Genomic DNA, 23,369 nt, shown 5'->3' with positions numbered 1-23,369 from the left:
CTCAAGGACCCCCATGAACCCGCATCTCGACCTCTCTTCCCCCGCCGCCGCCGGCCAGGCCGTTGCCGTTGAACGCAACCGCGTGCTGCGCAACACCTACTGGCTGCTCGCGCTCTCCATGATCCCCACCGTGCTGGGCGCCTGGATCGGCGTGACCACCGGCATCACCGCGCCGCTCACCGGCTTCCTCGGCATCGCCGTCTTCCTGGGCGGCGCCTTCGCCTTCATGTACGCGATCGAGAAGACCAAGAACTCCGCCGCCGGCGTGCCCGTGCTGCTGGCCTTCACCTTCTTCATGGGCCTGATGCTCTCGCGCCTGATCGGCTCGGTGCTCGGCCTGGCCAACGGCGCGGGCCTGATCATGACCGCCTTCACCGGCACCGGCGTGATCTTCCTCGGCATGGCCACGCTGTCCACCGTCATCAAGCGCGACCTGGGCAACATGGGCAAGTTCCTGTTCATCGGCATGATCATGCTGCTCGTGGCCGGCATCGCCAACGTGTTCATCCAGTCCGGCGCGCTCATGATCACGCTCTCCGTGCTGGCCATCGGCATCTTCTCGGCCTTCATCCTGTACGACCTCAAGCGCGTGCGCGACGGCGAGGAGACCAACTACATCACCGCCACCCTGGGCGTGTACCTGAGCCTGTTCAACATCTTCCAGAGCCTGCTGGCCCTGCTGGGCATCGCCGGCGGCCGCGAGGAGTGAGGCGGGCGCTGCTGCTGGCGCAGGCCGCGCTGCTGGCGGCCTGCGCCGACGGTTACCCCAGCGAGGACGGCGCGCTCCATCTCAGCCACGACATGAAGCTGGACAAGGCCCTGGGTGCCATGCACCACCTGGGCCACCGGCGCCAGCTCGACCACCACTGGCACTACGAGCTGCTGCCGGGCTGCGTGCTGCAGGCCCAGGCCAGGCGCTTCCTGCGCGACCGCGAACCGGTGCAGGTGGCGCTGCGGCGCTCCGTGGCCGTGGTGGAGAAGGACGCCAACACCGGCAGCCACGCGGTGCGCGTGGCGCCCACCGGCGACGCGCAGGGCGTGCTGGTGCTCGATGGCGTGGATGCGCACGACGCCGCGCAGATGAAGTGGCTGGTGGACTTCCTGCCGCGGCACTGCGCGGCAGGTGCCTGAGCGCTGGCGATCAGGCGTTGAGGATCACCTCGAAGCCGCCGTAGATCATGCGCTGGCCGTCGAAGGGCATCTTCATGTCCTTCACGCGCGGGTCTTCCATGAACTTCTTCATGCCCTCGTCGCGCTGGGCGCGCGAGGGCCAGGTGATCCAGGAGAAGACCACGGTTTCGTCCGGCTTGCGCTGCACGGCCATGGGGAACGAGGTCAGCTTGCCGTCGGGCACGTCGTCGCCCCAGGTCTCCACAACGTTCAGCGCGCCGAACTCCTTGAAGACCACGGCCGCCAGGCGGGCGTGTTCGAGGTACTCCTTCTGCTTGTTGCTGGGCACGGCGGCCACGAATCCATCGATGTATTTCATGCTGAATCTCCTGGGGTAGGGGACAAGGGAAGGTGGGCGCCCAAACGCCTCACCTGACCTTACGACGAATCAGGCCCGGGGAGATCGACAGTCCTACCGTCTGTCAGCGCCCTATTTTTGGGGTGCGCCGACCGGCGCGTGCTCGGCCATCAGGTCGACGATCCAGTCGATGAACACCCGCAGCTTGGCGCTGACGTGCCGGTTCGGCGGATATGCCACGTACAGCGGCATCGGGTCGAGCCGCCAGCCGTCGAAAAGGGGCACCAGTTCGCCGCGCGCCAGCGGCTCGCGCGCCATGTAGTGCGGCAGCCAGAGAATGCCCAGGCCGGCGATGCCGGCGGCGAGGTAGGCATTGCCGTCGTCGACCGAGAGCACGTGGCGGCCCTGCACCTCGACGCGTTCGGTGTCCCGGTGCATGGCGTAGGGCACGGCCTTGCCGGTGCGGGCCCAGATGAAACCCACGATGCGGTGGTGCGTGCCGTCCAGCTCCCTCGGGTGCTCGGGCGTGCCCGCCAGCGCCAGGTAGCCCGGCGCGGCGTACACGCCCAACGGCAGATCGCCCACGCGGCGGGCCATCAGCGACTGGTCCCTGAGCTCGCCGCCGCGCACCACGCAGTCCACGTTCTCGTCGATCAGGTCCACCACGCGGTCGCTCACGCCCATGTCGAGCTGGATGTCGGGGTAGCGCGCGTGGAAGGCAGGCAGCGCCGGCACCAGGATCGTGCGGGCCAGCGGGCTGGGCACGTCCACCCGCAAGCGGCCCCTGGGCAAGGCCGACGCGCTGGACAGGCTCGTTTCGGCGTCGTCCATGTCCGCCAGCAACCGCACCACGCGTTCGTGGTACGCCGCGCCATCGGCCGTCACGTTGACCTTGCGCGTGGTGCGGTTGAGCAGCTTCACGCGCAGGCGGGCTTCCAGTTGCTGCACCAGCTGCGTCACGCTGGTTTTGCTCATGCGCAGCGTCTCGGCGGCCTTGGTGAAGCTGCCCGTCTCCACCACCCGCGCGAACGCCTGCATCGCATCGAAACGGTCCATCGAGGCTCCTTGACGGTTCAAAGATTGTTTGGATTGTGCAAACAGTGATTGTTGGCCTGGCCTGTTTATCTGCGTGGCCGACGTCCCTAAAGTCCCTTCATCGCATCAACGGGTCGCTTCGACCCATTCAAGAAGGAATTCCACCCATGGCCACACGCGACGTTGTCTTTCCCGCCGGGCGGCAGGCGCTCTACGAGAGAAACCGCTATTCACCGGCGATCCGCTCCAACGGCTTCCTGTTCGTTTCGGGGCAGGTCGGCAGCCGGGAAGACGGATCACCCGAGCCCGAACTGGACGCGCAGGTCCGCCGCGCGTTCGACAACCTGAACGCCATCCTGAAGGCCGCCGGCTGCTCCTTCGACGACGTGGTGGACGTGACCGTTTTCCTGGTGGATCCCGAAGCGAACTTCGAGAAAGTCTGGGGCATCGTGCCCGAATACTGGGGCGAAGCGCCGCATCCCACGCTGACCGGCGTCGGCGTGACCTGGCTCTACGGTTTCCAGTTCGAGATCAAGGTGATCGCCCGGTTGCCGCAGGGCCAGGGGGGCTGAACGGCCGGTCGCTCTGCGGCTGTTTCTGTGGCTGGATGCGGCGGCAGAAGCGTGTCGCGGTGGCCTTGTCGGGCCCTTCGATCCGGTCCTCCAGCTCATCCAGCACGTCCATCACGCCGGGGTTGGCCCGGTACTTTTTCCTGAGCCGCGCGAGTTCGGCGTCCGTGCCCGTGCAGGTGCGGCACACGCCGCGGTCGATGTCGGCCTGCCGCGCCTTGTCGTAGCCCGCTTCACCGCGCCAGTGGTCGCATTCCTCGCGCCGCTCCAGGAACTGGCGCAGGTCGGTGGGATGCTCCGCCGCCTGGGCGGGCCACCCACCGCCAAGCAGCAGCAGGGTCAGGACGGAGATGAACGTTGCCCGCAGGGCGGGCCGCGTCACTTCTTCTGTTTGGCGACGGCCCGCCCGTAGTCGACGGACATCTTGTCCATGTAGTCCAGCGCGGCCTTGTGCTGCTCGGCATGGAACTGCATCAGCTTCTCGAACTGGTCCGCCGCCACCTCGAACGGCATGCCCACCCCGCGCATGGAGTCCAGCAGCGCCTTCTGGGATTTCAGCACCATCCACCAGGCTTCGTGGGCCTGCTGGGCGGCCGCCTTGGATTGTTCCCAGAGCGTTTTGGCCATGTCGGCCTGAGCCTTGTCGATCATGTGGGTCTCCTGCTTCGTTGAGGGGGAAGGCGGGCGGCGGCGCGGCCGGGCCCTGACGAAGAATATAGGCAATGCCGTCCGCTGGATACCCTGGCTGCCGTGCAGCCGGTCAGGTCGCGGGCGCCGTCCACAGCGCCCAGATGTCTTGCGACAGCTCGAGATAGCGCTCGCGCGGCCCGGCCGTCTCCGCGCCGAACCAGCGCACGAACTCCTCGTGCAGCACGGTGGCCACCTCCTGGGCGGACTGGCAGTCCCGCAGCCTCGGGATGACCGTGCCCGCTTCCGCGTCGTACTCGTCGGTGTTGAAGTGGTAGTTGATCTCGACGGGGTCGCGGCGAAACATGGCACCCGACACCGCGGCGAAAAGTTCGGGGTGCGCCTGGCGCACGCGCTCGCGCTCGACCTGCGTCTGTTGGATGGCCCGCACCAGTTCAGGGGGAATGTCGTCGGCGTTCGCGTTGGCCACCATGGTGTGGTCCTTCCCGTTGGATGGAGGTGAAGCCAGTCTATGCGCGCCGGCCCGCAAGCCGATGCACACATGGGGGAGACGCCGCATCGGGTCGGCCCAGGAACTTGCCGCGCGCCTCTTCGCCTACTTGCTCACCGCGGCCTGCTGTGTGAAGGCCAGCGCCACGAAATCCACGAAGGCCCGCACGCGCGCGGCCAGCTGATGGCGCTGCGGGTAGACGGCGTGGATGGAGGCGTCGGGCGTGAAGTATTGCGGCAGCACCTGCACCAGCCGCCCGTTGCGCAGGTAGCGCTCGATGTCCCATTCGGCGCGCATCAGGATGCCGTGGCCGTCCAGCGCCCAGTTGACGGCGATCTCGCCGTCGTTGGTGGTGAGGTTGCCGCGGGTCTTCACCGCCTCGGTGCTCACCGTCTTGCCGCGCCCGCTGGAGAGGCGCCACACGCCATACGCTTCCTCGCCCTGGCGGATGCCGATGCAGTTGTGTCGGGTGAGGTCGTGCGGCACCTTGGGCACGCCGTGTCGGGCCAGGTAGGCGGGCGAGGCGCAGAGCAGGCGCCGGTTGGGCGCGATCTGGCGCGCGATCATGCGCGAGTCGGGTGGCGCGCCGAAGCGGATGCAGACGTCGAAGGCGTCGTCGGTGAGCGGCGGCGGGTTCACCGAGAGCTGCAGCTGCACCTCCACCTGCGGGTGCTTGCGCACGAAGCGCGAGATGAGTGGCGCAACGTGGCTGCGGCCAAAGCCCAGCGTGGCGTTGACGCGCAGCAGGCCGGTGGGCGTGGAGCGCGAGACGCCGAGCAGCTCCTCCATGTCGTCGATCTCGCCGAGGATGCGGCGCGCGTGCTGCAGATACACCTCGCCCTCGTGCGTGAGGCTCATGCGCCGCGTGGTGCGGTTGAGCAGGGCCACGCCCACGCGCGACTCCATCAGCGCCAGGTGCTTGCTCACCGCCGGGGTGGTGATGCCGAGCTCGCGCGCGGCCGCGCTCAGGCTGCCGGCGCTGGCGAGCACCGAGAAGAAGCCCAGGTCGGCGGGCTGGATGGCGGAACTCATGGCGGTCTCACTGTTGAATCCAGGTTAACGATGGATTCACTTTAGCGGTGTTTCGGAAAACCGTCGAATCCCTACAGTCCACCCATCGACCCACCCCATCAGAGAGACCGTTATGAAGACCTACGCGATCGCGACCATTCCCGGAGACGGCATCGGCAAGGAAGTCGTGCCCGCCGGCCAGCAGGTGCTGGAGGCGCTGGCCGCCACCAGCCACGCCTTCCGTTTCCAGTTCGAGGACTTCGACTGGGGTGGCGACTACTACCGCCAGCACGGCGAGATGATGCCGGCCGATGGCCTGGACGCGCTGCGCGGCAAGGACGCGATCCTGTTCGGCTCGGCGGGCGATCCGCACATCCCCGACCACATCACCCTCTGGGGCCTGCGCCTGAAGATCTGCCAGGGCTTCGACCAGTACGCCAACGTGCGCCCCACGCGCATCCTGCCGGGCATCGACGCACCGCTCAAGCGCTGCAAGGCCGAGGACCTGAACTGGGTGATCGTGCGCGAAAACTCCGAAGGCGAATACGCCGGCGTGGGTGGCCGCGTGCACCAGGGCCATCCGATCGAGGCCGCCACCGACGTGAGCATGATGACCCGCGCGGGGGTGGAGCGCATCATGCGTTTCGCGTTCAAGCTGGCGCAGTCGCGCCCCCGCAAGCAACTGACCGTGATCACCAAGAGCAACGCCCAGCGCCACGCCATGGTGATGTGGGACGAGATCGCGGTGCAGATCGCGAAGGAGTTCCCGGATGTGACCTGGGACAAGGAACTGGTGGACGCCGCCACGGCCCGCATGGTGAACCACCCCGCCACGCTGGACACCATCGTCGCCACCAACCTGCACGCCGACATCCTGAGCGACCTGGCCGCCGCGCTCGCGGGCAGCCTGGGCATCGCGCCCACCGGCAACATCGACCCCGAGCACCGCTACCCCTCGATGTTCGAGCCCATCCACGGTTCGGCCTTCGACATCATGGGCAAGGGCCTGGCCAACCCGGTCGGCACCTTCTGGAGCTGCGTGATGCTGCTCGAACACCTGGGCGAGTTCGATGCGGCGCAACGCCTCATGCGGGCCATCGAGCAGGTCACGGCCAACCCCGCGCTGCACACCGGCGACCTGGGCGGCAAGGCCACCACCGCGCAGGTCACGCAGGCCGTGTGCGAGCTGCTCACCGCGAGCCTGCAGCGCAAGGCCGCCTGAATTCCTTGATGGTTCCCGGCGCAATCCCGCGCCCACGACCGGACGGTTCGTCCGGCGGTTCACACGCACACCGTGCAACAGGAGACAGACATGCAGAACGCCCGACCCATCCCGCGCCGCCTCGTCCTTCAGGGGGCGGCCCTGGCCGCCGCCATGACGGTCACCGGCGCCATGGCCCAGGCCTGGCCGAACCGGCCCATCACGCTCATCGTGCCGTTCCCGGCCGGGGGCACCACCGACGTGCTGGCCCGCGCGCTGGGCGAGCGGCTGCAGCAGAGCCTGGGGCAGCCGGTGGTGATCGAGAGCAAGCCGGGCGCGGGCGCCACCATCGGCGCGGACTTCGTGGCCAAGGCCAAGCCCGATGGCTACACGCTGCTGGTGGGCGCGGTGCACCACACCATCGCGACCAGCGTCTACAAGAAATTGCCCTACGACTTCCAGAAAGACCTGGCGCCGCTCACCACGATTGCCATGGTGCCCAACGTGCTGGTGGTCAACGCCGCCACGCCGGCGAAGAACGTGAACGAACTCGTGGCCCTGCTCAAGGCCGAGCCGGCCCGGGCGAACTACGGCTCCAACGGCAACGGCACGGCCCAGCACCTGATCGGCACGCAGTTCCAGAACAACACCGGCGCCAGGCTCACGCACATCGCCTACAAGGGCAGCGGCCCGCTGGCGACCGATCTGCTGGGTGGTCAGATCCTGCTGTCGTTCGACACCATCACGCCGGTGCTGCCGCACATCAAGGCCGGCAAGCTGCGCCCGCTGGCCGTCACCACTGCCACGCGCTCGCCCGCGCTGCCCGACGTGCCGACGCTGGACGAAGCGGGGCTCAAGGGCTTCAACATCGGCACCTGGTTCGGGGTGCTCGCCCCGGTGGCCACGCCCAAGGACATCCAGGCGCGCCTGAGCAGCGAGATGGTGAAGATCATCAAGTCGCCCGAGTTCCGCCAGCGCATGGCCGACATCGGCGCCGACCCGATCGGCGACAGCCCGGAGCAGATGGCGCAGACCATCAAGGCCGAAACCGAGAAGTTCGGCAAGCTCGTCAAGGACGCGAACGTGGTGATCGACTGAGCAAAGCGCCTTCGTCCACCACGCGGATCGACTCCACCGTGCCCGCGTAACGCGCCAGGCCCCGCAGCAGCACCTCCGCCGCTTCGGGGCCGATGTCTTTCAGCATCTCGCGCTCGGCCTTCTTCACCGCCAGGCCGAAGGCCTTGAGCCATTCGCGGCCCGCCTCGGTGAATTTCACCATGCGAGCGCGCTTGTCGGTCGGGTCCGCCTCGCGCTGCACCAGGCCCAGGCCTTCGCACTGGTCGATCAGCTCGGTCATGGCGGCGTTGGTCATGCGGGCGCGGCGCGCCAGCTCGGTGATGCGCGTGCCTTCCAGGTCGAGGTGGCGCGTCAGGTTCACGTGCGAGAGCCGGGTGTCGGCATGGCCGGCGGCGGCCATGAGTTCGAGCACGCGCGACTCGAAGCGCGTGACGGCGTTGCCCAGCACACGGCCCGCGTTGCCCAGGCGCCAGGCATCGGGCGCGCGGCGCCGGGGTTGAGGGGTTTCGGTTTTCATGCGTACAATGGATTTGCTTAGGTTGCCTAATTAAATCGACGATGGAGACGGGTGTGGCGGAATTCTCGACGCTGGAGCAGGCGCAGGCCGAAGGGGGCGAGCTGCGGGTGGACGTGCTGATCGCGGGCGCGGGCCCTTGCGGGCTGATGCTGGCCAACGAACTGGGCTTGCGCAATGTACCGTGCCTGGTGGTGGACCCCAAGGCCACCACGGCCTTCAACCCGCAGGCCAACGCCACGCAGGCGCGCACCATGGAGCACTTCCGCCGCATCGGCATCGCGCGGCAGATCCGCGCGCTGGGCCTGCCCGGCGACCACCCGACCGACATCGCCTACTTCACCCGGTTCGCGCGGCACGAGCTGGCGCGCCTGCGCCTGCCCACCGCCGCGCAGGCCACCGAGCAGATCAAGTCCCTGGCCGGTTCGTGGAGCGCGGCCGAGCTGCCGCACCGCGTGTCGCAGAAGTACGTGGAAGCCGTGCTGCGCGAGCATGCCGAGCAGCGCACCGGCCGGCGCATCGGTTTTGGCTGGCGGCTGCAGTCCTTCGACGACACCGGCGACGAGGTGGTGGCGCCGGTGGCGCCTGCCGCAGGCGGCCCGGCGGTCACGGTGCGGGCGCGTTACCTGGTGGGGGCCGACGGCGCGCGCAGCGCTGTGCGCGGCGCGCTGGGCATCGAGATGGGCGGCGCCACCGGCCTGCAGCGCCAGTTCATGGGCGGCAAGATGTTCGCGATCTACCTGCGTGCGCCGGCGTTCTACGAGCGGTTTCCGCACGACATCGCCTGGATGTACGTCTCGGTGAACCACGAGCGGCGCGTGTTCATGGCCTCGGTGGACGGGCGCGGCGAGTTCGCCTTCCACGCCGCCGTGCACCCGCACGAGACACCGGAGGACTGGACACACGCCGACGCGCGCCGCATCTTCGCCGAGGCCAGCGGCATGGACATCGACTTCGAGGTGCTGTCCACCGGCGTGTGGATCGCGGGCCATTCGCTGGTCGCCGAGCGTTACCAGCGCGGGCGCGTGTTCATCGCCGGCGACGCGGCCCACCTGTTCACGCCCACCGGGGGCCTGGGCTACAACACGGCGGTGGGCGATGCGGTGAACCTGGGCTGGAAGCTCGCGGCGGTGGTGAAGGGGCAGGCGGACGCCTCCCTGCTGGACAGCTATGAGCAGGAGCGCCGCCCCATCGGTCTGCGCAACACGGCCTATGCGCGCGAGTTCGCCGATTCGGTGGGCCTGTTCGAGGTGACGCCCGAGCTGGAGGCCGAGGGCGCCACGGGCGACGCCCTGCGCGCGCAGGCCAGCGAGGTGCTGGGCGCGCACGTGCGGCGCGAGTTCAACATCCCGGGCGTCACATTCGGCGAGCGCGTGGATGCCTCGCCCACCGTGTTCGGCGACCCGGCCCGGGTGCCGCCCGACCAGGCCAACGCCTACCACCCGTCCACCCAGCCGGGCGGGCGCCTGCCGCACCGCTGGCTGGAGGGCGAGCGTTCGCTGTACGACCTGCTGGGCTTCGAGTGGACGGTGCTGGCGCCGGCCCACGCAGGGGCCGAGGCCACGCGCCTGGCCGAGGCGGGCCGCGCGGCGAGGCTGGACGTGGCCGTGCTGCTGCTGAAAGCGGAAGAGGCGGGCGACCTGCTGGACGAAGGCCTGCTGCTGGTGCGGCCCGATCAGGTGATTGCCTGGCGCGGCGCGGACGTGCCCGAGAACGCCGCCGCCCTCTGGGCGCGTGTGGCACGCACCTGAGCCTTGGCAAGCGGTGCCCGACCGGTGGTGGGGCCCGCGTCGCCTGGGCGACTGGCACCGGGTATTCACTATGGGTTCGGGCGATCTCCAGTCGCATAACCGACTCCCTGCTCAGCCATGCGCGGGCAGGCATCGGTTCCCAACAACGACAGGAGACAAGCTTGAAAACACCTATCAGACTTCGTTTGGCGGTTTTGGCGGGCACGGCATGGCTCGCGGCGTGTGGTGGAGGAGGCGGTGGCAACGAGCCCGCGCCGCCTCCGCCGGTGGTTCCGGAAGAGGCCCGCGCTCAGGACAGCAAGGTCTACACACCGGCCGCGCCGGGCGCCACCACCTTTGCCGTCATGGCCGGCGTGGCGGTCGGCACGGACCGATGGGCCGGCGTGCTCAATGGCGCGTCCTACCAGATCGAGGTGCCGGCGACCTGGAACGGCAAGCTGGTGATGTACGCGCACGGTTATGTGGGTGAAGTGCCGTCGCTCAACGTCACGGCGCCCACGATCCGGCGCTACCTGATCGAGAACGGTTACGCCTGGGCCGCGTCGAGCTACTCGAAGAACTCGTACGACGTGCGCGCGGGCGTGGAGGACACCAACGCGCTCGCGCTCGCCTTCAACCAGATTGCGGCGGCCCGAGGCCGCCCGCTGCCGGCGCCCACGAAGCTGTACATCACGGGCCATTCCATGGGCGGGCACGTCACCGGGGCCGCGATCGAAGAAGAGACCTACGCCACGGCGAAGAACAAGGTGCGCTATAACGGCGCCGCGCCCATGTGCGGCGTGATGGGCGATGCCGAGCTCTTCAACCGCTTCGCGGGCATGCAGGTCGCGGCCCAGGCGATCGCGGGCGTGCCGAGTTACCCCACCAACAAGTGGTCGGAGATCCAGGGCCTGGTCACCACCGCCCTGTTCACCACCTACAACAATGCCAACATCGTGCCGAGCAACCCGCTGGGCGTGAGGTACCTGTCGGTGGTGGAGAACCTCACCGGCGGCGATCGCCCGCTGTTCGATCAGGGGGTGGCGTTCGGCCGCAGCTTCCAGTCGGCCTACGGCGTCTTTGGCAGCGATGGCACGGTCAACGGCATCCTGAACAAGAACGTGCTGGACACCAACGCCTACACCTACATGATCGACGGCGACGTGCCGAACTCCACCGCCCTGAACGCCTCGGTGCAGAAGCTGACGGCCGCGCCCGACGCGAACCGGCTTCGCCGCGACGGCCTGCGCTGGATCCCGGCGATCCACGGCGACTTCAAAGTGCCGGTGGTGTCCATCCACACGCTGGGCGATCTGTTCGTGCCTTTCAGCATGCAGCAGATCTACCGGCAACGCGCGGTGGCCAAGGGCAACGGGAATCTGCTGGTGCAGCGTGCGATCCGGGGCGCGAGCCATTGCGATTTCACCGTGGCCGAGCAGGTGCGGGCGTTTTCGGACATGGTGGCCTGGGCCGAGGGCGGGCCGCCGCCAGCCGGTGACGACGTGAGCACCCCGGCCACCGTGGCCGCCCCCACCTACGGCTGCACGTTCACCGACAACACCATCGGGCCGGACGATGCCGGCTCCGCCGCGTCCTTGTTCCGCCCCGCCATCCTGGGCGCGCTGCCCGGCGTCTGCCCGCCCTGAGGGAGGGTGTCCCCAGCTTCGGTGCGGCAACGCAACCGAGGCTGGGGCGCCGGAATCGATGAGCGGTTGAATCCGAGCGCCCGGTGAAGGCATACGCGGGAGGGGTACTCGATAGGATGGAACGTGGGGTCGCGCCTGGTGTGACGCCCCCGTTCGATACCTATAAACGGAGCCCCACATGCAGTCCTCCCCGCCCATGCCCGGCCTTTCGCGCCGCCAATTCAATGGCCTCGTGGCCGGTGCCGCCGTGTTGGGCGCGCCCGCGTTGCGCGCGCAGTCGGGCAACCGCATCGTGCTTGGCCAGTCGGCCGCGTTCACGGGCGCGGCGGCGCAGCTGGGCATCCAGTTCCACGCCGGGGCCAAGCTGTTTTTCGACCAGCTCAACGGCCAGGGCGGCGTGAGCGGCCAGCGCATCGAGATCGTGCAGCTCGACGACGGCTACGAGCCGGACCGCTGCGCCGAAAACACCCAGAAGCTGCTGGCCAGCGAGGTGTTCGCGCTGTTCGGCTACATCGGCACGCCCACCAGCCTGGCCGCGCTGCCGCTGGCGACCAAGGCGCAGACCCCGTTCATCGCGCCCTTCACGGGGGCCATGGGCCTGCGCCAGCCGTTCAACCGGCTCGCCTTCCACCTGCGCGCCTCGTACAACGACGAGACCGCGCTGATCGTGCGCCAGCTCACCAACCTCGGCCTGAACAAGGTGGCGGTGTTCCACCAGAACGACGCCTACGGCAAGGCCGGCCTCGATGGCACGGTGCTCGCGCTGACGGCGCGCAACCTCAAGCCCGTGGCCACGGCCACGGTGGAGCGCAACTCGGTGGATGTGGCGCAGGCCGTGGCCACCATCAATGCGGCCAAGCCCGACGCGGTGGTGCAGATCAGCGCCTACAAGTCGTGCGCGGCCTACATCCGTGCCGCGCGCGCGGCCGGTTACGGCGGCACCTTCTACAACGTGTCCTTCGTCGGCACGCAGGCCCTGGCCGACGAGCTCGGCAAGGACGGCGCGGGCGTGGTGGTCTCGCAGGTGGTGCCCACGCCGTACAGCGCGTCGCGCCCGATCACGCGCGAGTTCATCGAGGCCATCGGCAAGGGCGGCAACAAGGTGCAGCCCAATTTCTCCAGCATGGAGGGCTTTCTCGCGGCGAAGCTGTTCAGCGAAGGCCTGCGCCGCGCGGGTTCGCGGGTCACGCGCGACAGCTTCATCAACGGCATGGAGGCCATCGGCGAACAATCCTTCGGCGGCTTCCAGGTCTCGCTGGGCCCGAACGACCACGTGGCGTCCAGCTTCGCGGAGCTGTCGATGCTCACCGGCGACGGCAAAGTGCGGACCTGAGGCCTTCTCAGCGGATCGCCGCGTAGCGCTGTTCCATTTCCTGGCGCATGGTCTTGCGCAGCGTGGCCGCCGCGTGCCGGCGGTGCTCGTCGGGCGTGCCGGGTTCGAGCGGCGGCACGGCCTGGGGCTTGCCGTGGTCGTCCACCGCGATCATGGTGAAGAAGCAGCTGTTCACGTGCCGCTGCGCCTGGGTGCGGATGTTCTCCGCGATCACCTTGATGCCGACTTCCATCGACGAGGTGCCGGTGTGGTTCACGGCCGCGAGGAAGGTGAGCAGTTCCCCCACCTGGATCGGCTGGCGGAACATCACCTGGTCCACGCTGAGCGTGACCACGTAGGACGCCGCGTAGCGGCTGGCGCAGGCGAAGGCCACCTGGTCGAGCAGCTTGAGCACGGTGCCGCCGTGCACCTTGCCCGAGAAGTTGGCGGTGTCGGGGGTCATCAGCACCGTCATGCTGAGTTGGTGTCGGGGCAGTTCCATGAATCGGTCCGTGGGTCGGTTGGCGCAAGAGCGGGGCGCAGGCGGGTGATTCTGCAGGCATTAAAGAAGCTGTTTCGAATATCCGGATTTTCAAGCTAACCTCGGGCTCCCCCACCACAGGAGACCATCATCAACACCCGTCTTGTCCCGCTGGCGCTCGCCGCCTTGCTGAGCACCGCCGCCTGGGCCGGCCCTCAAGACCCGTCGCCTTTTGACGGCACGCGTTACGCCCCTCAGAAAGCGCTGTACGACTTCAACTTCGCCAAGCCGCTCGAGGGCAAGGCAGCGTTCGGTTACATCAAGAACCACCTGCGCGCGATCAAGGAATACGGCGACCCGGCGAAATCGCACATCGTGATCGTGGCGCACGGCAACGAGCTGCACGCCTTCTCGCGCCTCAACCGCGCGGCCTACCCCGACATGTACGAGGAGCTCAAGGCGCTGAAGGACGCGGGCGTGACGATCCGCGTGTGCAGCAACGCGGCGCGTTCGCGCGGTTACAAGCCCGACGAGTTCTACGACGTGATCACCGTCGTGCCGGCCGCCGTGATCGACCTGGCCAAGTGGCAGAACGAGGGCTACAGCTACATGTACGCCGAGAGCTTCCCGCGCCTCACGCGCGAGGAGCTCGTGAAGCAGACGATCGAACTGCAGTAAGCCACGGACGGCCGGCTCAGGCCGGGGCGGCGCCCTGCACGGTGGGCGCCGCCTCGGTGAGCGCATCGGCCGCGCGCAGGCCGTCGGCCTCGGTGCGGTAGAGGTGCAGGCGCGGGCCCGTTTCCAGGTGCCCGGCCAGGCGCAGCACGTTCTCCACCGGCAGCTTGATGCCGACCAGGTGCAGTTCGATGCGCTGGTCGTCGAGCTGTTCGCGCAGGCGGCCGAAGGCTTCGGCGCCGGTGGCATCGATCCAGTTGATCGGGTGCGCGATCAGCATCACGTGGCGGGTGTCGGGGTGGGCCGCGATGTGTTCGGACACCGCGCGCTCGAAGCCGTTGGCGGTGGCGAAGTCCAGCGCGGCGTCCATGCGCAGCGCATACAGACGCGGCGCCAGCGGCGGCAGTTTCCAGAGGTGGCGGTCACGCAGGCTGCCGTCGGGGTGCAGGCCCACCTCGATGATGCGCGGGTGCAGCCGCAGGTAGAGGAAGTGCGACAGCGCCATGAGCACGCCCGCCAGCACGCCCCAGTACAGGCGTGGCGCGGCCAGCACCGTCACCGCGAAGGTGATGCCGGCGATCACCGTTTCCACGCGCGAGAGCTTCCACAGCTGGCTGAAGGCGCGCGGCTTGATCAGGCCCATCACCGCCACCAGCACGATGGCGGCCAGCACCGCCAGCGGCACGTGGTGCAACAGCGGGATGAACAGCAGCAGAGTGATCAGCACCACGATCACCGAGAAGATGGTGGCCCAGCCGGTCTTGGCGCCCGCGTACAGGTTGAGCGCCGAGCGCGAGAACGAGGAGCTGGTGGGGAACGCACCGCTCAGGCCCGAGGCCAGCTTGGCCAGGCCTTGGCCGATCAGGTCCTGGTCCTGGTCCCAGCGCTGGCCGCGCTGTCCGTTGTCCACCTTGGCGCTGGACGCGGTTTCCAGAAAGCTCACCAGCGTGATCACCAGCGTGGGCACCACCAGCTGGCCGAGCGTGGCCCAACCCGGCCAGCCGGGCCAGTAGGCGGCGGGCAGGCCCTGCGGCAGCGAGCCGATGACCGCGCCGCCCAGCGCCTCGAAGCCCACGGCGTAGCTGATGGCCGCGCTCGCCACCACCACGGTGAGCACGGTCGGAAAGCCCGGCCGCCAGCGGCGCGCCAGCACCAGCAGCGCGAAGCTGGCCACACCGAAGGCCAGCGAAGGCCAGTGCACGTGGGGCTGGGTGAACAGCGTGTCCCAGCCCGCGAAACCGAGCAGGGCCGGCAGTTGCGAGGCGATGATGAGCACCGCCGCGGCCTGCGTGAAGGCCATGAGCACGGGTGAGTTCACGAGGTTGAGCAGCCAGCCGAAGCGCGCGAAGCCCAGCGCGATCTGCAGCAGGCCGGTGAGCAGGGCGAGCCACACCGCCAGCGCCACCCATTGCGCGCTGCCAGGTTCGGCCAACCCGCTGAGCGAGGCGCCCACCAGCAGGCAGGTGAGCGCGGTGGGCCCGACCGAGAGGCGCGGCGAGGCGCTGAACAGCACCGCGATCAGCGCCGGCAGCAGCGAGGCGTAGATGCCGGTGACCAGCGGCATGCCGGCCAGCGCGGCGTAGGCCACCCCCTGCGGGATCACCATGAGGCCGACCGTGAGGCCGGCCAGGGCCTCGCCGCGCAGGAGGGCGGCGTCGGGGCGCGGCCAGCGGAGGAAGGGGAACAGGCGGTGGAAACGTGACATGCCCCGATCCTACTGAATCGACCGTGGCCTGCCCGCGGGGCCCAGGCGGTTCGTGCGCGCGATCGCTTGATTCGTTCCTGATTCCGCCCAGGCGGACCCACAGCGCCAACCGCGAGGCGAGAGTGGCTCATTCTGTGGGCGTTTCTGTCGCCTCGCACCAAGGATTCGCGCCATGTTGTCAAGCATCTTCCAGCTCTTTCACCATGCCCTCGCACATGCGGAGGCGGATGCCGATCCTGCCGGCGGATGGAAACAGCGCCTCGCGGGCCTGCCCGCGCAACAGGCCGAAGTCCTCGCCGCCAACGACCACCTCCGGGGTTTCCTGGCGGCGGTGATCCGGCACCACGAAGAAGGCCGCATGGCGGAGGGCGCGTGGCCCGAGATCGTCCGGTTCCTGACGGGCAGGCGGGCGGCGCTTCCCCCGTCGGTCGCGCACCTGGGGCCTCAGTGGCCCGGGGCGCGTGACAGCTCGGCGGTCCTGGCCGAACTCTGGCGCTCGGATCGAGGGGGCGCGGATGGGACCCCTGAAGACACCATCGTCCGGTTCCAGGCCGTGTTGGCGCACCTGAAAGAGCAGGCAAGGGGCGAATCGTGGCTGTCCCACGGCTTCAAGGTGGAGTTCCAGGGTCTGTGCCGCGACCCGGCCGTGGGCCCGCTGGACCGCATCGAGGTGGTGGACGTCGCCGAGCTGAAACTCGGCCCCATGGATGGCGAGCAGCTGCGGGGCTGCGTGCAGCGCATCGCCCGGCTCCAGCGCCTGCTGCCCGAGGAGGTGTATCCCTGCATTCACGACGTGCTGATCCGGATTGCCAATGAGGCGAGCTGGCAGCTGGACCTGTTCGGCCCGTCCGAAGAGCGCTTGCTGCCGGCGGCTCAACGCTGCGGCATGTCCTTGGCCGAATAACCCAGGCTCACCGTCGCATCCACCGGGATGGGCGGCACGCTGGCGTCCCAGGCCACCCACTGTTCGCGCATGCGCGCCAGCCGCTCGGGCTCGCGCGCGGCGAGGTTGGCGCGCTCGCGCTCGTCCTTGCCGATGTTGAACAGGTACTCGTGGCCATCCACCTGCAGGTATTTCCAGTCGCCCTCGCGCAGCGCGCGCTGGCCCCGGTGGTTCATGCGCCAGTAGAGCGGGCGCTCGAAGCGCTGCGCGGGGTCGCGCAGCACCTGGAGCAGGCTCACGCCATCCAGGGGCCAGTCCGGGTCGGCCTGGCCGCCGCCGGCTGCGAGCAGGGTGGCCGACCAGTCCATGGTCATGCAGTGCTGGGTGCTCACCGTGCCGGCCGGAATGGCAGCGGGCCAGTGCGCGATCCAGGGCACGCGGATGCCGCCTTCGGTCAGGTCCATCTTGCCGCCCACCAGCGGCCAGTTGTCCGAGAAACGCTCGCCGCCGTTGTCGCTGGTGAAGACGATCAGGGTGTTCTCTTCCAGCCCCTCTTCGCGCAGCGCGGCCATGAGGCGGCCGATGCCCTCGTCCATGTGGTGGATCATGCGGCGGTAGGTCTGCACGTCGCCGCCGTGCAGGTGGAACAGGTTCTTCGCCACGTCCGAGGCCACGTGCGCGTCGTCGCGCGTTTCCCAGGGCCAGTGCGGCGCGGTGTAGTGCAGGCTGAGCAGGAAGGGCTTGCCGGCTTTCGCGTCGGCCGCGCGCTGGCGCACGTGGTCCACCGCGCGCTGCGACAGCACGTCGGTGAGGTACCCCACCTCGTGGTGCTCCTGCTCGTCGATGTAGAGGTCGTGTTCGCCGCTGGACGAGCAGTGGGTGAAGTAATCCACGCCGCCGGCCATGATGCCGAAGAACTCGTCGTAGCCCGAGCGGCGCGGGCCGAACGAGGGCGGGTAGCCCAGGTGCCATTTGCCGATGAGGGCGGTGTGGTAACCGGCCTTCTTCAGCAGCGACGGCAAGGTGGGCACCTCGGGCGGCAGGCCCAGCGTGGTGCTGCCCTTGCTGCGGCTGTTGATGGGCTCTTCCATCGCGCCGCGCAGCCGGTACTGGTAGCGCATGGTGATGAGCGCGAAGCGCGTGGGCGAGCACACCGGCGAGTTGGCGTAGCCCTGGGTGAATTTCACGCCGCCGGCGGCCAGGCGGTCGATGTGCGGCGAGACGGCGCCGAAGTCGGCCTCGCGCCCGCCGTAGCAGCCGAGGTCGGCGTAGCCGAGGTCGTCGCAGACGATGTAGATGAGGTTGGGGCGTTGCTGCGTTGAGGTCATGGTGTGCTCACTCCACCTTCATGCCGGTGGCTTTGACGATCGGGCCGTAGCGGTTGTACAGCGCGTCCAGGCGCTGGCTGGCCTGCGCGCCGGTCAGGCCTTCGAAGAACAGGTCCAGGTGGGTCATGCGGGCCTGCACGTCGGGCCGCTTGAGCGCGTCCACGATGCCCTTCTGCAGCGTCTGCGCCACCGCGTCGGGGGTGGCGGCGGGCACCATCACGGTGTAGAGCACCTCCTGCTCCAGGCTCTTGAGGCCGGCTTCGGCCACCGTGGGCAGCTCGGGCGCCAGGCGGGAGCGCTGGCGGCTGGTGACGGCCAGCGCGGTGATCTTGCCGGTCTGCACGTGCGGCAGCATGCCGGGCGTGGCGAGCACGCCCCCGTCGACCTCGCCCGAGAGCACGGCGGTGACGGCCGGCGTGTTGCCGCGGTAGGGCACGTGGGTGATCTTCGCCCGCGTGGCTTCCTTGATGACCTCCACCGCGAGGTGGCCCGGGCTGCCGCTGCCGGCCGAACTGAAATTCAGCCCCTTGGTCTTGGCCATCTCGACCATGCCGGCCAGGTTCTTGATGCCGGTGGCCGGGTTCACGCCCACCAGCAGGCCGGAAGAGGCCATCACCACCAGGGGCTTGAGGTCGCCGCGCTTGAACGGCATGTTGCCGTAGAGGTGGGGGTTGACGGTGAAGGTGGTGTCGATGCCGAACAGCACGGCGTAACCGTCGGCCGGCGCGCGCGCCACGTCGGCCGCGCCGATGTTGCCGGCCACACCGGCCTTGTTCTCCACCACGAAGGGCTGCTTGAGCGTCTCCTGCAGCACGGCGGCGACCGAGCGCGCGAGCAGGTCCGAGGGGCCGCCGGCGGGGAAGTTGTTGACGAAGCGCACCGGCTTGTTCGGGTAGCCGTCCTGGGCGGCAGCGAAGGGAACGGCGGTGGCCGCGAGCAGGGTGAGGGCGAGGCGGAAGGCGGTGATCTTCATGGAGACAGATAAAAGGAAAAAAGAACTTGGTTTCTCACCGAGCCGTTTGAAGCGAAACAATGCCCACCAGGGGCACCAAGGGTCCGGCTCCGCCGGCCCGAGATGCCGTCCCCCCTCGAAGCGCCGAAGGCGCGCCACGGAGGGGGGAAGCCGCGCAGCGGCGCAGGGGGGTGTTCACGGCTGATACCCGGACTTCTGCACCACGGGGGCCCATTGAGCGCGGTAGGCCGCGAGCATGCGGCGCGTCTGCTCGGGCGTGCTGGCCACCGGGCCCAGGCGCGCGTCGTTGAAGCGGCGCACGGTCTCGGGGTCCTGCATGACCTCGCGGATCGCCTGGCCGAACTGCGCCGCGCGGGCCGCGGGCATGCTGGCGGGGGCGAAGAAGGTGTTCCAGCCGTCGGCGCCGAGGTCCAGCCCGGCTTCCTTGAAGGTGGGGATGGCGGGCGCGAAGGGCGAGCGCTTGGCGCTGGAGACGGCGAGGATGCGGATCTTGCCGGCCTCGTGCTGCGGCAGCAGGGTGTCGAAGGTGTCGAAGGCCACCGGCACCTGGCCGCCCATCAGGTCGGCCAGCAGCGGGCCGGAGCCCCGGTAGCCCACCACCTGGGCCTTCACGCCCGCCTTCTCGCCCACCATGAGGCCGAAGAAGTGGGGCAGGCTGCCAGTGGCCGGCACGCCGAAGTTGGCCTGCTCGGGGTTGGCGCGCAGCCAGGCCAGCAGGTGGTTGAGTTCGCGCACCGGCACACCCGCGCCCACCGCCACCGCGAACTCGTAGCTGCTGGCCTGCGACACCGGCTGGAAATCCTTGTCGGGGTCGTAGCCCGCGTCCTTGAACACCAGCGGCGCGACCAGCATCAGCGCCGGGTTGGCCAGCAGCAGCACGTTCTGGTGGGCCGGCGTGGCCTTGAGCTGCTGGGCCGCGATGCGCCCACCGCCGCCGGTGCGGTTCTCCACCACCACGGTCAGGCCCAGCTTGGGCCCGAGCTTGTCGGCCACCAGGCGCGCCACGCGATCGGACGAACCACCCGGCGCGTAAGGCACCACCACGCGCAGGGGGCCTTCGAGGGCCTGGGCCTGGGCGTGGGCCGGCAGGGCGGTGGACGCGGCAAGCGCGGCGGTGAGGGACAACAGCAGCCGTCGGCGGGGGATCATGGTGGGTCTCCAGAGGGGGAAATTTCCCGAGCAACCCAGCATCCTATGCAGCGACAATCAATTGCAGAAATCAATCATTGCGGGTGTTTTCCCTGATGAGCAACCGAATCACGGCGCCGCAGCGGCAGGCCGACCTGCTGCTGTACCGGCTCTACCGCATCCACACCACCGCCGGGCGGCTGGTGGTGCACATGTGCGAGAGCGAATTCGGCATCACGCGGCGCGAGTGGCGCATCCTGTCCTTCCTGGCCGAGCGCGAGGGCGCGCTCTCGTCCCAGCTGGCCGAACACGCCATGCTCGACCGCGCGCGCACCTCGCGCACCCTGAGCACGCTGGTGACCAAGAAACTCGTGGTGCGCCAGCCTCGCCCGTCGGACCGGCGCGAGGTGCACGTTTTCCTGACCGACGAGGGCCGACGGCTGTATGGTGAGATCTACCCGCGCGTGGCGGCGATCAACCGCGAGCTGGTGGCCGACCTCGATGGCCCTCAGCTCGAACAGCTCGACGCCATGGTGGATGCCCTGCAGGCCCAGGCCGGCCGCATGGTGGCGGCCCGGCCCGAGACCCCGACACCGCAGGACGGTGGAGATTGAGGAGGACCCTTTCATGCAACTCATCGTTTCGGCCGGCGTGATCCTGGCCATCGTTCTGTGGGGCGTCATCGCCCCCGATTCCCTGGACGTGCTGTTCCAGGGTGCGCTGGCGGTCATCACGCGCGACTTCGGCTGGCTCTACCTGTGGGTGGTGCTGGGCCTGGTGGTGTTCGCGCTGGTGCTGGCGTTCAGCCGCTATGGCGATCTCAAGCTCGGTGGCGAGGACGATGAGCCCGAGTTCTCCATCGGCAGCTGGTTCGCCATGCTGTTCGCGGCCGGCATGGGCATTGGCCTGGTGTTCTGGGGCGTGGCCGAGCCGATCTCGCACTACGGCACACCGCCGCCCGGCATCGCGGCGCGCACGCCGGAAGCCGCCAACGCGGCCATGCGCTACAGCTTCTTCCACTGGGGCCTGCACCCCTGGGCGGTCTACAGCATCGTCGCGCTGTCGATCGCCTTCTTCCAGTTCCGCAAGGGCGGCACCGCGCTGGTGAGCACGGCGGTGCAGGCGCTGCCCTGGGCGCCGCTGCAGCGGCTCGGGCCGGTGGTCAACGTGCTCGCGGTGATCGCCACCGCCTTCGGCGTGGCGGCTTCGCTCGGCATGGGCGCGCTGCAGATCAACAGCGGCCTGCACGCGCTGCTGGGCCTGCCGGTGGGCGAAGCCCAGCAGGTCGGCATCATCGTGGTGACCACCGTGTTGTTCCTGGCCTCGGCCGTCAGCGGCGTCACCAAGGGCATCAAGTGGCTCTCCAACATCAACCTGGTGCTTGCCGCCCTGCTGGCACTGGTGGTGTTCGTGGTCGGCCCCACGGTGGTCATCATCGACGCCTTCACTTCCACGCTGGGCAGCTACGTCAGCGAGCTGGTGCGCATGAGCCTGCGCATGACACCGTTTCGCGACAGCACCTGGGTGGGCGGCTGGACCATCTTCTACTGGGCCTGGTGGGTGAGCTGGTCGCCCTTCGTGGGCCTGTTCATCGCGCGCGTCTCGCGCGGCCGCACGATCCGCGAGTTCGTCCTGGGCACCATGCTCGCGCCCAGCCTGGCGGCCTTCGTCTGGTTCTCGGTGTTCGGCGGCACCGCGCTGCATCTCGAGATCATGCAGGGCGTGCCCGTGGCCGACGCGGTGCGCGCCGACGTCTCCACCGCGCTGTTCGCGATGTTCAAGGCGCTGCCCATGACCGCGCTGATGTCCGGCGTGGCCACCGTGCTCGTGCTGCTGTTCTTCGTCACCTCGGGCGACTCGGCCACGCTGGTGCTGGGCATGATGAGCACCGGTGGAGAGGAGAACCCCGGCGCGCGCGTGAAGATCGCCTGGGGCCTGCTGATCTCGGGCATTGCCATCAGCCTGCTGCTGGCCGGCGGCCTCAAGGCCGTGCAGACCGCCACCATCGTGTTCGCCCTGCCTTTCACCGTGGTGATCGTGCTGATGGCCATCGCCCTGTGGCGCGGCGTGCGCGACGACTGGGACGAAGAGCAGCGGCGCGAGCGCGCGCTGCGCCGGCGCATGCGCGACCTGGTGGAGCCGCCGCGCGCGCCTTGAGACAATCGGGCGCATGACCCTCGAACTTCTGCTGGCGTTCGGGAAGAGCTTTCTCTTCGTGTTCGCCGCCATCCTGCCGATCCTGAACCCGGCGGCCACCGCGCCCATCTTCCTCGGCCTCACCGAAGGGGCCTCGCCGTCCACGCGCGCGCTGCTGGCGCGGCGCATCGCGCGCAACATGTTCGCGCTCATGATCGGCTCCATGCTGGTGGGCTCCTACGTGCTCGACTTCTTCGGCATCTCCCTGCCCATCGTGCGCGTGGGCGGCGGGCTCATCGTGGCGGCCTCGGCCTGGCGCCTGCTCAACGCCGGCCACGCCACCCAGGACAGCCGAGCCGAACTGGCCGAGGCGTTCACGCCCGAGCAGGCGCGCCGGCAGGCGTTCTACCCGCTCACCTTTCCCATCAGCTGCGGCCCGGGCTCCATCGCGGCGGCCATCACCGTGGGCGTGGCCCTGCACGACCAGCGCTTCGCGCTCTCGCTGGCCCGCATGGGCGGCGGTGTGCTGGCGCTGTTCGTCATCGGCGTGCTGCTCTACCTGGCGTTCCGTTATGCCGACCGCCTGCTCAAACCCCTGGGCGAAGCCGGCACGGTGATCTTCCTGCGGCTGTCGGCCTTCATCCTGCTCTGCCTGGGTGTGCAGATCGTGTGGGACGGGGTCAGCGAATTGCTGCGGGGCTTGCTGGTGGCGGCGTGAGCGCCGGCGGGGCGGGGAATCTCGTCACCTGACCACTGGGCAGCTTCGCCATGGCGGCGGTGAACAGCGGGTGCGACAACCACCCGGCCAGCCAGGCTTTCAGCGCGGGCAGGGGCAAGCGGTCCTCGAACCAGGCCGGGTCCACCGCCGCGAACTGGCGCACGAAGGGAAAGATGGCGAGGTCCGTGGCGCAGGGGCGGTCGCCGCCCAGCTGGGCGCTCTGTTGCAGGCGGGCGTCCAGGGGTTGAAGCAGCGCGTCCACCGCCTGCGCGCGGTGCCGCGCCGGGTCGGCACCGTCGAAACGTTCGGGGTACTTGGTGCGGTCCAGGTGGTGCTTGAAGGCGCCGTCGCACAAGGACAGCAGCTCCAGATGGGCCGGGCTCTGCGCGCGCGCCCACCAGCCCGCCGGGTCGTGCGCCGAGAACGCCCAGCGCATGATGTCCAGGCTTTGCTCCAGCACCTCGCCGCCGGGCAGCACGAGCACGGGCACCGTGCCCTTGGGCGAGAGGGCCAGCATCTCGGCGGGTTTGTCGCGCAGCACGATCTCGTGCGCGTCGAACTCGATGCCCGCCACCAGCAGCGCCATGCGCGAGCGCATCGCGTACGGGCAGCGGCGGTAGCTGTACAGCAGCGGGGCCACC

Annotated in this window: 26 protein-coding genes; 13 read left to right on the top strand and 13 right to left on the bottom strand. The window is 69.1% G+C overall.

From position 1 onward, the window contains the following. The first annotated feature begins 13 nt into the window (after positions 1-13). Together AC1Q9M_RS21390 and AC1Q9M_RS21385 are read left to right on the top strand one after the other, a co-directional pair. A complete protein-coding gene (locus tag AC1Q9M_RS21390; protein ID WP_444687647.1) occupies positions 14-709 on the top strand; it encodes a Bax inhibitor-1 family protein in 696 nt (231 codons plus the stop codon). Further along, entirely contained in the window at positions 706-1,131 is a 426-nt protein-coding gene (locus AC1Q9M_RS21385; protein WP_382322204.1) for a hypothetical protein, read from the top strand. Before AC1Q9M_RS21390 ends, AC1Q9M_RS21385 begins: the two co-directional genes overlap by 4 nt. Before the next feature lie 10 nt (positions 1,132-1,141). Here AC1Q9M_RS21385 and AC1Q9M_RS21380 read toward each other — a convergent pair whose 3' ends face one another. After that, positions 1,142-1,489, bottom strand: coding sequence for a DUF1428 domain-containing protein (locus AC1Q9M_RS21380; protein ID WP_382153358.1), 348 nt, complete (start codon positions 1,487-1,489; stop codon positions 1,142-1,144). Positions 1,490-1,600: 111 nt separating this feature from the next. After that, positions 1,601-2,524 (bottom strand): LysR family transcriptional regulator, encoded by a 924-nt coding sequence (locus AC1Q9M_RS21375; protein ID WP_492435655.1) that lies wholly within the window; start codon positions 2,522-2,524, stop codon positions 1,601-1,603. A gap of 146 nt (positions 2,525-2,670) precedes the next feature. Here AC1Q9M_RS21375 and AC1Q9M_RS21370 point away from each other — a divergent pair, with 146 nt between their 5' ends. Further along, on the top strand, positions 2,671-3,075 hold the full coding sequence (locus tag AC1Q9M_RS21370; protein ID WP_492435653.1) for a RidA family protein: 405 nt from the start codon (positions 2,671-2,673) through the stop codon (positions 3,073-3,075). Here the strand turns inward: AC1Q9M_RS21370 and AC1Q9M_RS21365 are convergent. The 4 genes from AC1Q9M_RS21365 to AC1Q9M_RS21350 all read right to left on the bottom strand — a co-directional run bounded on the left by AC1Q9M_RS21365 (position 3,035) and on the right by AC1Q9M_RS21350 (position 5,242). Further along, positions 3,035-3,454 carry a hypothetical protein gene (locus AC1Q9M_RS21365; RefSeq protein WP_492435651.1) on the bottom strand — a complete coding sequence of 140 codons (420 nt, stop codon included), beginning with the start codon at positions 3,452-3,454 and terminating at the stop codon, positions 3,035-3,037. The two genes, AC1Q9M_RS21370 and AC1Q9M_RS21365, sit on opposite strands and share 41 nt — an antisense overlap. Beyond that, positions 3,451-3,723 (bottom strand): hypothetical protein, encoded by a 273-nt coding sequence (locus AC1Q9M_RS21360; RefSeq protein ID WP_291116867.1) that lies wholly within the window; start codon positions 3,721-3,723, stop codon positions 3,451-3,453. Before AC1Q9M_RS21360 ends, AC1Q9M_RS21365 begins: the two co-directional genes overlap by 4 nt. A gap of 109 nt (positions 3,724-3,832) precedes the next feature. After that, complete coding sequence (locus AC1Q9M_RS21355) at positions 3,833-4,192, bottom strand: hypothetical protein (protein WP_382153369.1); 360 nt, start codon at positions 4,190-4,192, stop codon at positions 3,833-3,835. A gap of 123 nt (positions 4,193-4,315) precedes the next feature. Continuing rightward, positions 4,316-5,242: a LysR substrate-binding domain-containing protein gene (locus AC1Q9M_RS21350; RefSeq protein ID WP_492435649.1), complete on the bottom strand. Its 927-nt coding sequence runs from the start codon at positions 5,240-5,242 to the stop codon at positions 4,316-4,318. 112 nt (positions 5,243-5,354) lie between these two features. On the opposite strand from AC1Q9M_RS21350, the gene AC1Q9M_RS21345 reads away from it, so the two are divergent. Both AC1Q9M_RS21345 and AC1Q9M_RS21340 read left to right on the top strand, forming a co-directional pair. Next, positions 5,355-6,443 carry a tartrate dehydrogenase gene (locus AC1Q9M_RS21345; protein WP_492435647.1) on the top strand — a complete coding sequence of 363 codons (1,089 nt, stop codon included), beginning with the start codon at positions 5,355-5,357 and terminating at the stop codon, positions 6,441-6,443. A gap of 90 nt (positions 6,444-6,533) precedes the next feature. Continuing rightward, positions 6,534-7,520 carry a Bug family tripartite tricarboxylate transporter substrate binding protein gene (locus AC1Q9M_RS21340; protein ID WP_444687640.1) on the top strand — a complete coding sequence of 329 codons (987 nt, stop codon included), beginning with the start codon at positions 6,534-6,536 and terminating at the stop codon, positions 7,518-7,520. Here the strand turns inward: AC1Q9M_RS21340 and AC1Q9M_RS21335 are convergent. Next, on the bottom strand, positions 7,492-8,016 hold the full coding sequence (locus AC1Q9M_RS21335) for a MarR family winged helix-turn-helix transcriptional regulator (RefSeq protein WP_492435645.1): 525 nt from the start codon (positions 8,014-8,016) through the stop codon (positions 7,492-7,494). The two genes, AC1Q9M_RS21340 and AC1Q9M_RS21335, sit on opposite strands and share 29 nt — an antisense overlap. A 53-nt stretch (positions 8,017-8,069) precedes the next feature. On the opposite strand from AC1Q9M_RS21335, the gene AC1Q9M_RS21330 reads away from it, so the two are divergent. The 3 genes from AC1Q9M_RS21330 (at position 8,070) to AC1Q9M_RS21320 (ending at position 12,722) form a co-directional block, all read left to right on the top strand. Continuing rightward, positions 8,070-9,764 (top strand): FAD-dependent oxidoreductase, encoded by a 1,695-nt coding sequence (locus AC1Q9M_RS21330; RefSeq protein WP_492435643.1) that lies wholly within the window; start codon positions 8,070-8,072, stop codon positions 9,762-9,764. Positions 9,765-9,937: 173 nt separating this feature from the next. Then, a complete protein-coding gene (locus AC1Q9M_RS21325) occupies positions 9,938-11,389 on the top strand; it encodes an alpha/beta hydrolase (protein ID WP_382325763.1) in 1,452 nt (483 codons plus the stop codon). A gap of 178 nt (positions 11,390-11,567) precedes the next feature. Continuing rightward, positions 11,568-12,722 carry an ABC transporter substrate-binding protein gene (locus AC1Q9M_RS21320; protein ID WP_382322198.1) on the top strand — a complete coding sequence of 385 codons (1,155 nt, stop codon included), beginning with the start codon at positions 11,568-11,570 and terminating at the stop codon, positions 12,720-12,722. A gap of 7 nt (positions 12,723-12,729) precedes the next feature. On the opposite strand, the gene AC1Q9M_RS21315 is transcribed toward AC1Q9M_RS21320, so the two are convergent. Next, entirely contained in the window at positions 12,730-13,203 is a 474-nt protein-coding gene (locus AC1Q9M_RS21315; protein WP_382153395.1) for an acyl-CoA thioesterase, read from the bottom strand. Positions 13,204-13,368: 165 nt separating this feature from the next. On the opposite strand from AC1Q9M_RS21315, the gene AC1Q9M_RS21310 reads away from it, so the two are divergent. After that, on the top strand, positions 13,369-13,860 hold the full coding sequence (locus tag AC1Q9M_RS21310) for a DsrE family protein (protein ID WP_382322197.1): 492 nt from the start codon (positions 13,369-13,371) through the stop codon (positions 13,858-13,860). A 16-nt stretch (positions 13,861-13,876) separates the two neighbouring features. Here AC1Q9M_RS21310 and AC1Q9M_RS21305 read toward each other — a convergent pair whose 3' ends face one another. Beyond that, a complete protein-coding gene (locus AC1Q9M_RS21305; protein ID WP_492435640.1) occupies positions 13,877-15,562 on the bottom strand; it encodes a SulP family inorganic anion transporter in 1,686 nt (561 codons plus the stop codon). Between the two features lie 172 nt (positions 15,563-15,734). Here AC1Q9M_RS21305 and AC1Q9M_RS21300 point away from each other — a divergent pair, with 172 nt between their 5' ends. After that, positions 15,735-16,466, top strand: a complete 732-nt coding sequence (locus AC1Q9M_RS21300) for a hypothetical protein (RefSeq protein ID WP_492435638.1) — start codon at positions 15,735-15,737, stop codon at positions 16,464-16,466. Here AC1Q9M_RS21300 and AC1Q9M_RS21295 read toward each other — a convergent pair. The 3 genes from AC1Q9M_RS21295 to AC1Q9M_RS21285 form a co-directional block, all read right to left on the bottom strand. Continuing rightward, a complete protein-coding gene (locus tag AC1Q9M_RS21295; protein ID WP_382322194.1) occupies positions 16,436-17,773 on the bottom strand; it encodes a sulfatase family protein in 1,338 nt (445 codons plus the stop codon). The genes AC1Q9M_RS21300 and AC1Q9M_RS21295 overlap by 31 nt on opposite strands. Positions 17,774-17,780: 7 nt before the next feature. Continuing rightward, positions 17,781-18,746, bottom strand: coding sequence for a Bug family tripartite tricarboxylate transporter substrate binding protein (locus AC1Q9M_RS21290; RefSeq protein ID WP_492435635.1), 966 nt, complete (start codon positions 18,744-18,746; stop codon positions 17,781-17,783). A 174-nt stretch (positions 18,747-18,920) separates the two neighbouring features. Then, positions 18,921-19,895, bottom strand: a complete 975-nt coding sequence (locus AC1Q9M_RS21285; RefSeq protein ID WP_492435633.1) for a Bug family tripartite tricarboxylate transporter substrate binding protein — start codon at positions 19,893-19,895, stop codon at positions 18,921-18,923. 95 nt (positions 19,896-19,990) lie between these two features. On the opposite strand from AC1Q9M_RS21285, the gene AC1Q9M_RS21280 reads away from it, so the two are divergent. The 3 genes from AC1Q9M_RS21280 to AC1Q9M_RS21270 are packed head-to-tail and all read left to right on the top strand — an operon-like array spanning position 19,991 to position 22,728. After that, positions 19,991-20,488, top strand: a complete 498-nt coding sequence (locus AC1Q9M_RS21280; protein ID WP_492435631.1) for a MarR family winged helix-turn-helix transcriptional regulator — start codon at positions 19,991-19,993, stop codon at positions 20,486-20,488. Between the two features lie 13 nt (positions 20,489-20,501). Beyond that, positions 20,502-22,031, top strand: coding sequence for a BCCT family transporter (locus AC1Q9M_RS21275; RefSeq protein ID WP_444687633.1), 1,530 nt, complete (start codon positions 20,502-20,504; stop codon positions 22,029-22,031). A gap of 13 nt (positions 22,032-22,044) precedes the next feature. Further along, the gene (locus AC1Q9M_RS21270; protein WP_382322190.1) at positions 22,045-22,728 is read left to right on the top strand and encodes a MarC family protein; all 684 of its coding nucleotides are present in this window, start codon (positions 22,045-22,047) and stop codon (positions 22,726-22,728) included. Here the strand turns inward: AC1Q9M_RS21270 and AC1Q9M_RS21265 are convergent. Continuing rightward, positions 22,691-23,368, bottom strand: coding sequence for a glutathione S-transferase (locus AC1Q9M_RS21265; protein WP_492435628.1), 678 nt, complete (start codon positions 23,366-23,368; stop codon positions 22,691-22,693). The two genes, AC1Q9M_RS21270 and AC1Q9M_RS21265, sit on opposite strands and share 38 nt — an antisense overlap. Position 23,369: the final 1 nt, after the last annotated feature.

The sequence above is a fragment of the Hydrogenophaga sp. GW823-FHT04C09 genome, assembly GCF_058796355.1.
This window is presented reverse-complemented; position numbering and strand designations above follow the sequence as displayed.